12 protein-coding genes and 2 tRNA genes are annotated in these 14,191 nt (G+C 61.8%); 3 read left to right on the forward strand and 11 right to left on the reverse strand.

The window, feature by feature from the left end; genetic code table 11:
• Window positions 1-78 precede the first annotated feature (78 nt).
• Window positions 79-804 (forward strand): winged helix-turn-helix domain-containing protein, encoded by a 726-nt coding sequence (locus tag D2V07_RS18855; RefSeq protein ID WP_233548387.1) that lies wholly within the window; start codon window positions 79-81, stop codon window positions 802-804.
• 15 nt (window positions 805-819) lie between these two features.
• On the opposite strand, the gene D2V07_RS12305 is transcribed toward D2V07_RS18855, so the two are convergent.
• A complete protein-coding gene (locus D2V07_RS12305) occupies window positions 820-1,113 on the reverse strand; it encodes a PilZ domain-containing protein (RefSeq protein ID WP_119587298.1) in 294 nt (97 codons plus the stop codon).
• A gap of 188 nt (window positions 1,114-1,301) precedes the next feature.
• Between D2V07_RS12305 and D2V07_RS12310 the strand changes: the two genes are divergently transcribed.
• A tRNA-Cys gene (locus D2V07_RS12310) sits at window positions 1,302-1,375 on the forward strand.
• 57 nt (window positions 1,376-1,432) lie between these two features.
• Window positions 1,433-1,508, forward strand: a tRNA-Thr gene (locus tag D2V07_RS12315).
• 301 nt (window positions 1,509-1,809) lie between these two features.
• Here the strand turns inward: D2V07_RS12315 and D2V07_RS12320 are convergent.
• From D2V07_RS12320 to modA, 10 genes are all read right to left on the reverse strand, one after another.
• Window positions 1,810-3,465 (reverse strand): NAD-dependent malic enzyme, encoded by a 1,656-nt coding sequence (locus D2V07_RS12320; protein WP_199698791.1) that lies wholly within the window; start codon window positions 3,463-3,465, stop codon window positions 1,810-1,812.
• 89 nt (window positions 3,466-3,554) lie between these two features.
• On the reverse strand, window positions 3,555-5,063 hold the full coding sequence (locus D2V07_RS18860; protein ID WP_233548388.1) for a TRAP transporter large permease: 1,509 nt from the start codon (window positions 5,061-5,063) through the stop codon (window positions 3,555-3,557).
• Window positions 5,056-5,691 (reverse strand): TRAP transporter small permease, encoded by a 636-nt coding sequence (locus D2V07_RS12330; RefSeq protein ID WP_199698792.1) that lies wholly within the window; start codon window positions 5,689-5,691, stop codon window positions 5,056-5,058. Before D2V07_RS12330 ends, D2V07_RS18860 begins: the two co-directional genes overlap by 8 nt.
• A 118-nt stretch (window positions 5,692-5,809) precedes the next feature.
• Complete coding sequence (locus tag D2V07_RS12335) at window positions 5,810-6,874, reverse strand: DctP family TRAP transporter solute-binding subunit (RefSeq protein WP_325049017.1); 1,065 nt, start codon at window positions 6,872-6,874, stop codon at window positions 5,810-5,812.
• Between the two features lie 197 nt (window positions 6,875-7,071).
• Complete coding sequence (locus tag D2V07_RS12340) at window positions 7,072-8,427, reverse strand: sigma-54-dependent transcriptional regulator (protein WP_119587301.1); 1,356 nt, start codon at window positions 8,425-8,427, stop codon at window positions 7,072-7,074.
• Window positions 8,424-10,109 (reverse strand): sensor histidine kinase, encoded by a 1,686-nt coding sequence (locus tag D2V07_RS12345; RefSeq protein ID WP_233548389.1) that lies wholly within the window; start codon window positions 10,107-10,109, stop codon window positions 8,424-8,426. Before D2V07_RS12345 ends, D2V07_RS12340 begins: the two co-directional genes overlap by 4 nt.
• Before the next feature lie 241 nt (window positions 10,110-10,350).
• On the reverse strand, window positions 10,351-11,523 hold the full coding sequence (locus tag D2V07_RS18580; protein WP_158586829.1) for a porin: 1,173 nt from the start codon (window positions 11,521-11,523) through the stop codon (window positions 10,351-10,353).
• A 557-nt stretch (window positions 11,524-12,080) separates the two neighbouring features.
• A complete protein-coding gene (locus D2V07_RS12350; RefSeq protein WP_119587304.1) occupies window positions 12,081-12,704 on the reverse strand; it encodes an ATP-binding cassette domain-containing protein in 624 nt (207 codons plus the stop codon).
• On the reverse strand, window positions 12,694-13,389 hold the full coding sequence (modB, locus tag D2V07_RS12355; RefSeq protein ID WP_119587306.1) for a molybdate ABC transporter permease subunit: 696 nt from the start codon (window positions 13,387-13,389) through the stop codon (window positions 12,694-12,696). Before modB ends, D2V07_RS12350 begins: the two co-directional genes overlap by 11 nt.
• Window positions 13,386-14,162, reverse strand: a complete 777-nt coding sequence (gene modA / locus D2V07_RS12360) for a molybdate ABC transporter substrate-binding protein (RefSeq protein WP_158586830.1) — start codon at window positions 14,160-14,162, stop codon at window positions 13,386-13,388. Before modA ends, modB begins: the two co-directional genes overlap by 4 nt.
• Window positions 14,163-14,191: the final 29 nt, after the last annotated feature.

Here is a 14,191-nt window from a genome sequence, read left to right on the forward strand (position 1 = left end):
TCCTAAGACCGATTGCGTAGTTGCGCCGACGGAAAGATGCTGCTGCGTCGCCTTGGCGGAAGCTGACACGGAGCGACAATGGCTATTTTCGGCTGGATAGCCCGCAACCGGGTGCCTCCTGCAGAATTGGACCTGCGCCGGCGTGGCTGGACCCTGTGCCACGGTAACGATGACGGCAGGACAGGGTGTCGCCACGTGCTGCTTTACGTCGGGCGCGCACTTGCACCGTCGGTGCGTCGGGCACTGGCCACAGACGACCTGCTTGTGCGGTGTGTCATGATGCTGGGTGTGGAAGGATCCTCCGAACAGGCAAAATTGCTCTCGCTGGGCTGCGCCGACGCGTTGCCGGCCACCACGGGACTGCACGAACTGGAAGCCCGCGCGCAGCGTATGACCCAGGTGTTCGACATGATGCGCCGCCGCTGCCACATCGAGCCGCTTTCGCTGGACCTGCTTCACCGCGATGCACGGCATGGCACGCGCTGGCTCGGACTGCATCCGCCCGAGTTCGCTCTTCTCTGGCGGCTGACCGAAACGCCGGGCGAACGCGTCACCCCAAAGCAGCTTATCGAAGATGTCTGGCGCATGCTCCATGAGCCGGAAACGAACAGCGTGGAAGTGCATGTCTCGCGCTTACGGGCAAAGCTGGCACTCGCAGGCTGCGAGGCGCTGGTGGCAACGGCGCCGGAAGGCGGCTACCGACTGGCCGATCCAGGATCCTTGATGCTGAAGGGTAAGGCAGCGCAGCCTGGCAAGCTTGATCGCTACCTCTACGAACCCGGCTGGGCCAAACAGGACGCCTGAACCACCGCTGCCGGGCTAGCAGTTCAGCATGCTCTTGAACCGGTCGAGAACGGTTTCATGAAGCGGCGCCTCGAAAGCGATCCCCGCGCGGCCATCTTCGGCCCAGACCAGTTCGCCCGGCAGGGCAGAAAGGCCTGGCAGAGTGACCAGCACGCGTTCCCCGGGACGAGCGGCCGATCCGTGGAAATCGACCATGCAACCGCCCGCGGAAATATCCAGAACCTGCAAGTCGATGGAGCCCCCCGTCTTCGCGCGAACCTTCACGCGCACGACATCGGCATTGTCGCGGTCCATCAATCCTGCTTTCATCTGGAAGCTGCCCTTTCGCCTGAGCCCCTACCCTAGGCGAGAGCTGTTTAGCAGAAAGTTACCAAGTTGGCCGTGACCGGGGTATTCGCGCAAAAAAGTATCCGCGCCCAATTCGCCCAAGAAAGCCCCAAGAAAGCCCCAAGAAAGCATTGCACTTGCGCATCCGGTTCGCTACTTGCCCGCGCTCCGGCCCGATGGCGGAGTGGTTACGCAGAGGACTGCAAATCCTTGCACGCCGGTTCGATTCCGGCTCGGGCCTCCACTTCCCTGCATTTCCGCGTTGCCCGATGGCAATCGTGGCACTAAGGGGCGCTGGAAGGCCGCTTTAGCTCAGTTGGTAGAGCACATCATTCGTAATGATGGGGTCACAGGTTCGAGTCCTGTAAGCGGCACCACTTCCGATCAAAGATGGGCAGCTCGTCCATGGATGAGTGCCCTCGCCGCACTTTTTCACAGCAATAGCAATTAGGCTGGGGCGCTATGGCCCGGTTGCCGCGTGGGGGCGTTCACCGTTGTGCCGGGAGTACCCATGCGCCGCTGCGCCAAGACGATGGCGTGCCAATGAAGACGCAACCATGTGATTAGCATCGTTTGACGCGTTGGCCGCAACATATTCAAAGCTTGCCGGTCATGTACTGCGCCGCGCCGCAGCCGAAACTACCATTACCAGCGGAACAGTCTTTCCTTTTCGATATGTCAGCCAGGTAACAAATCGCGATAAGCCGGAGCCCAGCGGTGCCTGGCGATAGCTTTTTCCCAACCGTCCAAAGGCGCAAGTGCTCCAAGATCGCGCTCTGCGACGTGGCATACGGCGAGCGCTATGGTGTCGGCGACTTCGGCCAGGCGGTCCGTCGGTGGGAAAAGGGCGCCTCCATCATCGTGCAGGGATAGCGAAGCCAGGCACTCGGCCGCTTCGGCGAACATGGCATCGGTGATGGTTTGCGCGCCCGATACCAGCGCCCCCAGCCCGATCCCGGGGAAGATATAGACGTTGTTGACCTGCGTGACGGTGCCATCGCGCCCCTGCGAGGGACTGCCGGTGCCGATGATGGCGCGTCCGTCCGACCAAGCCTGTACGTCAGCCGCGCTCGCTTCGGCGCGGATCGCCGGGTTGGAAAGAGGCAGGATAATGGGGCGGTCATTATGCTTCGCCATGGCCTCGACAACAGGCCTGTCGAAAGCTGCGAACTGACCGGAAGTACCGATAAGCACGGCAGGCTGCGCGCGCTGGATCGCCTCGATCAGGGATGGTGCCTGGCCTGAAGCCAACCAGTCGTCTGCTTCCGATTGCGGCCTGGCAAACAAAGCCTGGTTCAAGGTGGTCACGTTGACGTTTTCGATCAGGAGGCCATCGCGGTCGACAGCATAGAGGCGATCCAGGGCACCTTCGCGAGACAGGCCCCGGCGCTCCAGCTCGCCGAGTATCAGTCCGGCTATGCCGCACCCTGCGGCACCTGCGCCGAACAGCAAAATATTACGCTCGGCAAGATCAATCCCGGCCAGCCGCTCCGCGGCTAAAATTGCAGCGAGAGCCGTGGCGGCAGTGCCCTGTATGTCATCGTTGAAGGAAGGCAGGCGGTGCCGATAGCGGTCTAGCAGCGAAACCGCGTTAGGGCCGGCAAAGTCCTCCCACTGCAGCATGGCATGCGGCCAGCGTTCGCGAACAGCCTCCACGAACTCCTCGATGAAGTCATCGTATTCGGATCCGCGCACGCGGCGGTGCCGCCATCCGACGTAAAGCGGATTACCGAGCAGCGCTTCATTATCCGTGCCGGTATCCAGCAGGATCGGCATGGTACGCGCGGGATCGATGCCTGCGCAATCGGTGTAGAGCGACAGTTTCCCGATCGGAATGCCCATGCCGCCTGCACCCTGATCGCCAAGGCCGAGGATGCGCTCTCCATCCGTCGCGCAGATCACCTGGACCTCGTCGAACGGCAGATCGGCCAGAATTTGCTTCAGGCGTCCTTTCAGCGGATACGAGAGGAACAGGCCGCGGGCCCTGCGATATATCTCGCTGAAACGCACGCATGCCTCACCCACGGTGGGCGTGTAGACGAGCGGCAGCAGTTCGGAGCGGTGGCGCGCCAGCAGCGCATAGAAGAGCGTTTCGTTGGTATCCTGCAGGTCGCGCAGGAAAGCGTATTTCTCGAACGGGGTCGAAAACGCGCGAAGGACGGCGATGCGCCGTTCGATCTGGCCGTCCATTGTCGACACATGGCTCGGCAGCAGGCCGTGTAGTCCCAGCCGGTCGCGTTCTTCGTCGGTAAAGGCCGTGCCCTTGTTCCGCAGGGGATCGGACAGGATCGCCTTGGCGTCCAATCGGGTCGGGTTCTGCCTTGGTTGGTACATCGACCTGTTATCCATTGTACAAAAAGCGGACCGGGGGCGGGAGAAAGGGGAGGGACGCCCCCGGTCCGCTGGCCGAACTTGCGGCCGAGTTAGCGTATGACGGTTTCCGGACCCATCATCATGGTCGGCAGCCAGGTCGAGATGCTCGGGATGTAAGTAACCATAATCAGGAAGATCACCAGCACGCCCAGCCACGGCAACGCGGCCTTCACCACGGCCAGCATCGACATATTCGCGACTCCGGAGGTGACGAACAGGTTCAGCCCGACAGGTGGTGTGATCATTCCGATCTCCATGTTCACCACCATGATGATGCCCAGGTGGATGGGATCGATACCCAGCTGCATGGCAATCGGAAACACGAGCGGCGCGACGATAACGATCAGGCCGGATGGCTCCATGAACTGGCCGCCGATAAGCAGGATCAGGTTCACCACCACCAGGAACATCACCGGCCCGAGACCCCAGGCCAGCATGGCCTGCGTGATGTGCTGCGGCAGCTGTTCTTCGGTCAGCACGTGCTTCAGGATCAGCGCATTGGCGATGATAAACATCAGCGTGATCGTAATCTTGCCCGCATCATAGAGCACTTCCTGCGTGTCCTTGTGGAACCACGCGGTGAAAAGCGCTTGCGGCTTGCGAAGAAGGGAGACCGGGCGCGACGGATCATCGGCGCGGGCTGCGCCCCTTCCCGTGGCAGGGTCGTTGCCGCCAAGCACCGCGGCTCCGCCGCTCATGGCAAGGATACCGGTATCGACAGACTTCTCCGTCAGCATCACCGGCTGTCCTTCACGGCTCTGCGCTTTCAGCGGCCCCATGTCCCGGTAAATGAAGTTGGCGACCACGAAGGCGTAGACGGCGGCCATCGCAGCGGCCTCTGTCGGGGTGAACACGCCGCCCCAGATGCCGCCCAGCACCACCACAACCAGCATCAGGCCCCAGAACGCATCCGCGCCCGATTTGCCGATCTCGCGCCAGCCGGCCCATTGACCCCGCGCCAGCTTCTTCCAGCGGGCATAGGCGTAAATCGCGACCATCAGCATGCCGCCAGCGATGATGCCGGGGATGACACCCGCCAGGAACATGCGGCCCACCGACACATCGACTGTGGCGGCATAGACCACCATCACGATAGACGGCGGCAGCAAGATACCGAGCGTGCCGGCGTTACACACCACGCCGGCCCCGAATTCCTTGGGGTAGCCAACCTGCGTCATGCCCGCGATCACGATGGAGCCAACGGCAACCACTGTGGCAGGGGATGAGCCGGAGAGGGCAGCAAACAGCATGCAGGCAAACACGCCCGCAATAGCAAGGCCACCAGGCAAATGACCGACGCAGGCGACAGCAAAGCGGATGATGCGCTGCGCCACACCGCCTGTCGACATGAAGGCCGCGGCGAGGATGAAGAACGGGATGGCCAGCAAAGTGTAATGCCCGTGAAACGCATCGAACAGCGTGTTGGCAACAGAGGTAAGCGAACCATCGGAATAGATCAGCAGGAAGACGATCGAGCTCAGGCCGATCGAGATGCCCACCGGCGCACCCAGCACCAGCAGGGCGATGACCATGGCGAACAGGATAAGGACTTCAGCCATTGGTAGTCTCCTTGGCCGAGACTGCGGTGTCTTCGACATGCGCATCACGGTCTTCGAGTTCTTCGACGACTTCGTGGCTGGCGATTACCGAAGTGCGCTTGCCCTGGAGGATCTCGATGGCCGAGATCGTCCACCGGATGGTGAGCAGCACCATCGACAGGGGAAGCACGAAATACGGGATGAAGCGCGGCAGCTTCTCGTAAGGTTCGCCGCCGTTCATGAAGGCAAGCCAGCCGAAGCCGGGCATCATCGGAACGTCTTCTGTCGTAAGGAACGACAGATCGGTCACGAAGGGATACCAGTAATTCCACGAACCGATCAGGAGCAGGATCGTGTATGCAAGGCAGGCGGCAACCGCGAACAGGGCGGCGATGCGTTTGCCGGTATTGCCCAGCAGATTGACCGCGGCATCCACACCCAGGTGGGCTGTGATGGCAACGCAGTGCGCAGCCCCGATCAGCACCAGCCAGGCGAACAGATAGACGGTGGCCTCCACGGCCCACAGCACATTGGAGTTGAACACGTACCTGGCGATCACGTTGGCAAAGGTGATCATCGTCATCAGACCCAGGACCACCGCGATGAACAGACGCTCGATGCGGCCGATCAGGCTTGGCGATTCACCCATTTCATAAAACATCGGACATCATCCTCTCGTCGGGAAACGGGCCTTGCGTGGGGCCGGGGCGGCGAAGATATTGCTCGCCCCGGCTGTTCCCGATTTCTGCAAGGGACCGGCGGACCGATCAGCTCTGGTTCGCAGCCTGCGCTGCGCGAAGCGTGTCTGCCCCGACATCGGGGGTGAAACGCTGCCAAACGGGACGCAGCGCATTCACCCATTGCTCGCGCTGTTCCGGCGTCAGTTCGCGGATTTCGGTACCCGCATCCGCAACAGCCTGCCGGGCTTCTTCTTCAAGCTGGGTCACGGCATCGTTACGCTCGGTAGTGACCTCGCCCACGATCCGCGCTAGATCGCGGCGGTTCTCTTCTTCAAGGCCATTCCACCAGCGAGAGCTGGTGACGACCATGTAATCGAGCACGCCGTGATCGGTGTTGGTGATCCCGTCCTGAACCTCGTAGAATTTCTGGCCGTAGATGTTGGACCAGCTGTTTTCCTGCCCGTCGACAACACCGGTCTGCAGCGCGCCATAGACCTCGCTGAAGGACATCTTCTGCGGATTGGCTCCAAGCTGATCGAACACTGCGACGAGCACGTCAGAATTTTCGACCCGGAATTTGAGGCCGCGTGCGTCGGCTGGCTCCAGCAGGGGGCGATCGGCGGAAAGCTGCTTCATGCCGGAATGCCAGAACGACAGGCCCTGCAATCCCTTGTCCTTCATCGAATCCAGCAGTGATTGCCCGGCGGAAGAAGCCTGGAAACGGTCGACCGCATCGATATCGTCGAAGAGGAAGGGAAAATTGAAGATGCGAAGCCTGGTGGTGTAATTCTCGAACTTGGACAGGGAAGGCGCGGCCATCTGCACGTCGCCCAGCAGCATCGCCTCCAGCACCTTGTCGTCGTCATACAGCATGGAGTTCGGGAAGACTTCCATGCACATCCGACCGTCCATCTCGGTGTTGACCCGCTCCTGCAGCAAGCTGGCGGCAATACCCTTGGGGTGCTTGTCGGAGTTGGTGACGTGGCTGAACTTGATAACCTGCTCGCCCGGATCGCAACCGTCATTGTTGGCAACCTGCTCGCCTTCTGCACTGCCGGAGGGCGAGTTGGCATCGCCGTTCGAGGAAACGCCGCAGGCGGTAAGCGCGAGTGCGGCGAGGCCGACCATCGGCGTGGTGTAGAATTTGCGCATTCAGATTCTCCCAATCGCTTTTTTCTTTCGCATCGCAATGCGTGCTCCCCATGAAGAGGCGAAAACGCTTACGAGCAATCGGCACGAAGACCCTTACTCGCAATTTTTCCTGGTTTTTCGTCTCTGTGTAACGCCAGCTTCCCAAGCTGTGTGTTGACGAGGGCGGAAAGCGTAACGCCCGCACTTACGGCATGCAGTCACTCGGTCTCGTCCGTGAAATCGACGCGGTTAAGCTTGTGACGAATCATTTTCTCGTAAAGCGTCTTGCGGGAGATGCCGAGCTCTTCGTAGCTTGCCTTCAGGTTCCCGCGATGACGGATCAAGGTATCGACAATCGCGTCGCGTTCCGCCGCTTCCATGCGCGCATGCAGGCTTTCGCGTGGCGCGCTGGCACCTTCGCTGTCGTTTGGTTCTTCGATGCCAACCAGATAAAGCTCCGCCAGATTACGAAGTTCGCGCACGTTGCCGGGCCAATCCCGCTTGGCCAAAGCGCCGAGATAGTCGGCCGAGGGTCGACGATAATCGTCCATGCCGTGCCGGGCTGAAGTGATACGCAGCAGATGCTGGAACAGGATAGGAACGTCTTCCGCATGGTCCCGCAAGGCAGGCATCTCTACCGTCGCCACGGCGAAGCGGTACATCAAGTCGGCGCGAAATTCGCCGGCTTGCGCCAGGGCAGCAAGCGAGCGATTGGTCGAAGTTATGATGCGGGCATTAAGATCGATCGGCTCGTTCGAGCCCACCCGCTCGAACCGGCGGGTATCCACCAGTCTCAGCAGCTTCGTCTGCAAGGCGGGGGAAAGCGATCCGACCTCGTCCAGGTACAGCGTTCCGCCGCGCGCATGTTCCAGCTTGCCGTAACGCGCCCGGCTGGCCCCTGGAAAAGCGTCGGCCTCGTGACCGAACAGCAGATGTTCGATGTTCTCCTCTGGCAGGACTGCCAGATTGATAGCCACGAAGGGCTGGCCTGCCCGCGCCGACATGTCGTGGAGCAGCCGCGCGGCAAGATCCTTGCCGGTCCCGCTTTCACCGGTCAACAATACATCGAGGTCGGTTGCCGCGAGCATGCGAAGCCGTTCGCGTGCCTGTTGCATCACGTCCGAAGAGCCGACCATCATCCGGTCGATCGCGTCCCCGCTTCCGTTCAGCGTACCGCGCAGTTCGCGATTTTCGAGCCGCAGCTTGCGAAATTGCAGCGCGCGCGAAACGCGCTCTCGCAGGGCCTGGTTGGAAAACGGCTTCTCGAGAAAGTCGAACGCGCCCTTTTGCATGGCCGCAACCGCAAGCGGAACGTCACCATGCCCGGTGACGAGGATGACGGGCAGTGCCTCGTCGATCTCCTGAATGGCCTGCAGAAATTGGATGCCATCCATGCCGGGCATGCGGATATCTGACACGATGACACCCCGGAAATCGCGAGAGATACGCTCCAGTGCGCGTTCCGCCTTTGCAAATGCCGTCACCTCGTGACCGGCCAGCGAGAGGCTCTCGATCGTCGTCTCGCGCACGTCCTTGTCGTCATCGACGAAGATCACATCGGCCTGTGTGCTCATGAAACCCGTTCCTTCTGCGTCAGCGCAGGCATCGCGACTACGAATACGGAGCCCCCGTTCTGGCCCCGCCGATAAAGCAATTCTCCGCCAAATTCCGAGATGATCTTGGCCGATACAGACAAGCCCAGGCCCAGCCCCTTGCCGCGCGGCTTGGTCGAAAAGAACGCTTCGAATATACGCCCCTCCTGTTCCTGCGAGATGCCCGGCCCGTTGTCGGAAACCAGCACTTCTATCCTGTTCTCCACCCGCTGCGATCGGACATCGACGTGACAGGGTATGTCATGCGATGCACAAGCATCGAGAGCGTTGGCAACGAGGTTGATGAAGACCTGCGACAGGCGGTTGCGGCCACCCATGACTAACAAGTCCGCATCGATGTTGACCGCGTAGGTCGCATCTTCTTTCTGCATTCGCGGCTCCATGATGCCGAAGGCGTCCTCCAGCGGTAAGGACAGCGCGATCACGTAGGAATCGCTGCGCGGCTGGCGCGAGAAATTGAGCAGGCGCTTGGTCAGGCGCGCAATACGGTCGGACATGTCGAGGATGGTCGAGATTTTGGCGATCGCCTTGTCCTCGTCATGCCGGTCCAGATATTCGCGCGCCATTTCGGCATTGGACCGGATCGCGGTGAGCGGCTGGTTCAATTCGTGGCTGACCACCGCCGACATCTGCCCGACGGAAGCAAGCTTGGCCGCCTGCGTCAGTTCAAGGTGAGTATTGCGCAGATCCTGCTCGATCTTTTGCCGGCGTTCGATTTCCTCATGCAGATGGCGGTTTGCTTCGCGCATTTCGGCGGTGCGCCTTTCAACAGTTTCCTCCAGCTCGATGCGCATGCTGCGTTGGAGGGCCAGGCGCTCCTTATCGGCAGCACGGCGGGAAAGAAGAAGCAGGGCAAACAGTGCAATCGCGAATGTGCCGCTAGCCGCCAGCCAGCCGACAAGCGAGACATATTGCGCCGCGTCCTGCGACGAACGGAAAACGCTGAGTGTCCAGCCGTTGCGGGAATTGATCAGACGCGATTGCCGCGGCGCGAAGGCAAGTTTGCGCGCCTCTTCAGGCGTGGTCGCGAAATCCTCGATCGGGCGACCGATCGCATCGCGGCGATTGGCGACCGCGACGATGCCGTTCCTGTCTGCCACCAGAACGGTATCGCTCTGCAGTTGCAGATATTGCTCGAGCTCCGAAAGCGGTGCGACGACCACCACGATCTCGCCCTCGGCCTGCGCGCCGTCTGCCACCTCGAAGGCAAAGGCGTAACCACGTTGCCCGTTGCTCCACGTTACGAAGGACCGTCCGAGCCCGCCATTGGCCGCGGTGCGCAGCATCTGCGCGCCAAGTATCCGGGTCTCTCCTTCCGGAACGGTCGAGGAGAAAGCACCCGCCACAAGGGCACCATCCGGGCGCACGATCATAGTCGCCTGCGAAGCGGTCGCGCTGTTCCAGCGGGTAAGACGCGGCAAGATAGCCTGCGCGCCTTCGCCGTTGCGGAGGTTCGCATAGCGCAAGGCCGGGTCCTCCGCATAAATCGCGGCCAGGGCCCAGTATTGCTGCTGCCATGCCTCCAGCGAGGCGGCGTAAGTTTCGGTCGCACGCGCCAGTTCGAAGTCGAGTTCTTCCTCGGCATCGATCCTGGCCAGTTGCACCGCGATGAAGGTTACGAGAGCGACAAGGCCCGCGAGCAATGCAAGCCGCGGCAACCATCGGCCTTGTATAAACCCCACCAGCCACTTGCGTAACAATGACGATCCCCTGCCAATGGACGGCTCGGCCCCTTGCTGGGGATATAGCTCCCAAAGAAGCCGACTGTCGATTCTGCGCCGCGCGGCGGGATGGCGGAGGGAATTGGCCGTTCGGGTTCGACAACCTTGTCCGATCGGCTGCCGGCATCGGCATGGTCCAGCCAGGTGTCCCTCCGCCATTACATCAGAAGTCGTAACGTACGCCAATCTGTAACTGCGACATGCTTTCGCCACTGGAAGAAAGGGGAGCACGCAGCGGATCGTTATCAAGCGCTTCGTAGCTGACCCACATCTGCGCATCCTTCGAGAAATGGCGCACATATTCGATCTTGTAGGAATTGATGTCGCCCGACAGGTCGCACGAATCTACTGCGTAGCGGCCGTGGAACTGGTTGCCGCCGGTGCGGTAGCTGGCATAGATACCGGTGTTGCTGCGCGCTTCGCCCGAACAGTTCGGGATGGCGTCAACCCGGCCTTCGCTTGCCGCATCGCGCAGACGGATGGTGCCTGTCGATCCGGCGTAGAGGTCGAAATCGTCGGTTTGCTGGTGATGATACGCCGACAGCGTAAGGCCATTAACCGGATAGACCCAGCCGCGAACGCCCCAAAGCGTTCCATTGTTGATGCCCTGGTTGTCCTTGATAGCGGCCACCTGCAAGCTCGCGATGTCGGTCTTGTATTCGGCGCCGATCTGGAACTGGTCGAAGCTGTCTCCGTCCTGTCGTTCTGTTTGCGTCGCAGCACCCACGGTCAGATTGCCGGTGGTGTAATAGTATTGCAGCATGTCATCGTCGCGGATGGAGCCCAGCCGGACGGAGTCCAGCCCGTCGCCAAAATACGAGCTGCGAACGAAGCGGTGGAAGACTATCGTCTGCGACCCGTAATAGAGGCTGCCGTAATCGTCCGACTGCCCGCCGACATAGGCTAGTCTGAGCGTCGGATCGCCGTTCTGCTGCAAGTCGACCAGATTGTCGGAACGCAGGCCGTATTCGACCGTGCCGACCAGCGCCAGGCCTTCGCCAATTCGCTTCTTGGCGTTGATGCCCACGCGGCTGAGATAGTCGCGGCCGTTGATCGCGTCGTCGCCGGTGCCAGCATCGACATAGTCGAGACCGATGCGGAGCGAACCGTAGATGTCGACCACAAATGCATCGTCCAGCGGCACGGAGGGGCTGGCCACCTCCTCCAGCGTCTGCGAAACATCGGTGCCCGCAGAAGGGTTCTGCTGCGTGTCAGCGTCTGCGGGCAACTGCGAAGCGACGACGGCATCGGCTTGTTGCGCTGCCGCTGCCGGAGCCGCGCAGACAAAGGCCACGCCGCAGGTCACAGCCGCTGTCGCGGCATAAAGCTTTTTCATAATTCTCTCCCTCGTATTTTTGTTTTGACGAGCGGAGAGAAGGCCGACGCGCTGGCTTCCACAATTGGGAAAAGAGCCTCGACGCGCACGATGCAGCAGGTTTTCGGCGCCGGGTTACGGAAGCGTTACAGAGTGCAAGATTTGCGCGTTTCGATCACGAACCAAGCCCGCTCCAAAGATCCTGGCGAGGAGCAAGCGAGGAGGAGAACTCCCCTTCCGACGATGATGCCATCGTTGCGAATCTCTTTCACTTGAATGGTCGAGCCAACGATAAAAGCCAGCGGAGGTCAGCGCGCTCACTGCGTATGGCACACCGCCAGTGAAACGAACCTGCTACGCTGTCAGCATGGATGGATCGAAGGTTCTGTGCTTACAGTCGGTGTCGAGCAGGATGGGCCATTTTTCGAACGCTAGGTTCACGGTAGTTCGATCAGCATCTTCCCATTCTAGTGCCCATCTTCAAGCACCAAGGGACACCAGCAAAATGTCTCGGCACAGGCAGGTCGCTCACGTCCCGTCCCCTCAGGCCCATGTGCGGGACGGAAAGCGCGGTCCGCCTAGGCCAGCTTCACGACCCGTCCGGCCAGGCGATGCACTTCTGCGCTCGAATGGCTGACGAGCAGCATCGGCAACGACAGTTCGTCGCGCAGCCGCTCCATCAATGTCAGCAGGGTCTCTGCACGGTCTTCGTCCAGCGAGGCCAGCGGCTCGTCCAGCAAGAGAAAGCGCGGCGCGCAAAGCAGCGCACGACCGATCGCAACGCGGCGCGCCTCCCCTCCGGAAAGCGTGGCGGGCAAACGGTCGAGCAAATGCGAAATCTCGAGCAGGCGCGCCACCTCGTCGCGCGTTACGATGCTGGCGCCGGCCGGAGCAAGCCTTTCACCATAGGCGAGATTGGCGGCCACCCGCTTGTGCGGGAACAGGCGCGCGTCCTGAAACACGTAGCCCGCCCGGCGCTTTTCCGGCGGCAGGTCCACGCCGCCCGCTGAATCGAACAGCACTTGTCCGTCCACAACGATGCGTCCGGAGCGCGGGCGCAACAGTCCTGCAATTGCGTTGAGACTGCTGGTCTTGCCGACGCCGGATGGCCCAACCAGAGCGGTCAGCTTCGCGTCGCTGGAAAAATCCAACGTGAAGGCGTGGTCGTCCACCGCCATGTCGATCGCTATTTCAAAGAACATGCGCCCGCGCCCCCTGTGACCGGCGGACCAGCCATTCGGATGCCAGCAATGCCCCCAGCGAAAGCACGATAGCAATGACCGCGAGACGCGCCACCGCGTCTTCCGAACCCGGCACCTGCAACTGCGAATAGATCGCCAGCGGCAACGTGCGGGTTTCGCCTTCGATATTGGCGGCAAAGGTGATGGTCGCGCCGAATTCCCCAAGGCTGCGGGCAAATCCCAGCATGGCGCCTGCTGCGATACCCGGCAGGCTCAGCGGCAGCGTGATGGTGAGGAAAGCGCGCAGCGGCGTTGCCCCCAGGGTGCGGGCCGCGCCTACCAGCCGCCGGTCCACCGCTTCGATGGAAAGGCGCATGGCGCGCACCATCAGGGGCAGTGCCATGACCCCGGCGGCCACTGCCGCGCCTGTCCAGTTGAACACCAGCGTGATGCCGAAGGTATCGTACAGCCAGCCGCCGATGGCACCGCCCCTGCCCAGCAGGATCAGCAGGAGCCAGCCGGTGACGACCGGTGGCAGCACCAGCGGCAGGTGAACCAGCGCATCCAGCAGCATGCGCCCAGGGAAACGGCGGCGGGCGATGAGCCACGCGAGACCGTATGAAACCGGCAGGGTGACAAGGACGGCAACGACGCTCACCTTCAGCGAAAGCGCGACGATGGTCCATTCGGCGGCAGTCAGGCTCACGGGGCCTGCTCAACCGGGACGAAGCGATAGGTCGCCAAGATTTCCTGCGCGGCGGGCGTGGACAGGAAATCCAGAAACGCCTGCCGCCGGGGATGGGCTGCGCCCGCTACCAGTGCGGCAGGATAGTAAATCTCCGGCACGTCGCGAAAGTCGAAAGTCATGCTGGCCACGCGGGGTGATGCCTCCGCGTCGGTCCGATAGACGATGCCAAGGGCCGCCTCTCCGGATTCGACCAGTGCCAGAGCCGCCCGCACATTCTCCGCCGGGACCACGCGCGCAGCGACCGCGTCCCACAACCCCATGTTCTCGAGCGCCGCACGCGCATATCGGCCTGCGGGCACGCTTTGCGGATCGGCAAGTGCCAGTCGTCCGTCACCCAGCGCGAGCAGTCGACTTGCGATCGTGTCGTCGGGGCCGAAAGCCTTGACTGAGACCAGCGCAAGGCCATTCGCGGCCACGGTCCGCCGCGAGGCTGGCTCGATGAGAGCGCGCGTTTCGAGCCAGTCCATCCATTCCTCGTCAGCCGTAACGATCACGTCGGCCGGCGCACCCTGCGCCAGTTGCCGCGCCTGCACCTGAGTGCCGGCGAATGACAGCACCGGCGGGGCATTGCCTTGCGCGGCCCACGCGCCAGCCACTTCACCGAGAGCTTCCTGCATGCTTGCCGGGGCCAGCACGACCGGCCCGCGCGCCGGAGCATCTCCGCAAGCGGCAACGAGAGAAGCGGCAAACAGGGCAAACAGCCATTGCAGTAACTTGACGGAAAAGGTCATCGGCCTCGCTGTAATCCGGGCAGCGATGC

It is taken from the genome of Aurantiacibacter zhengii (assembly GCF_003584125.1).
GTDB lineage: Bacteria > Pseudomonadota > Alphaproteobacteria > Sphingomonadales > Sphingomonadaceae > Alteraurantiacibacter > Alteraurantiacibacter zhengii.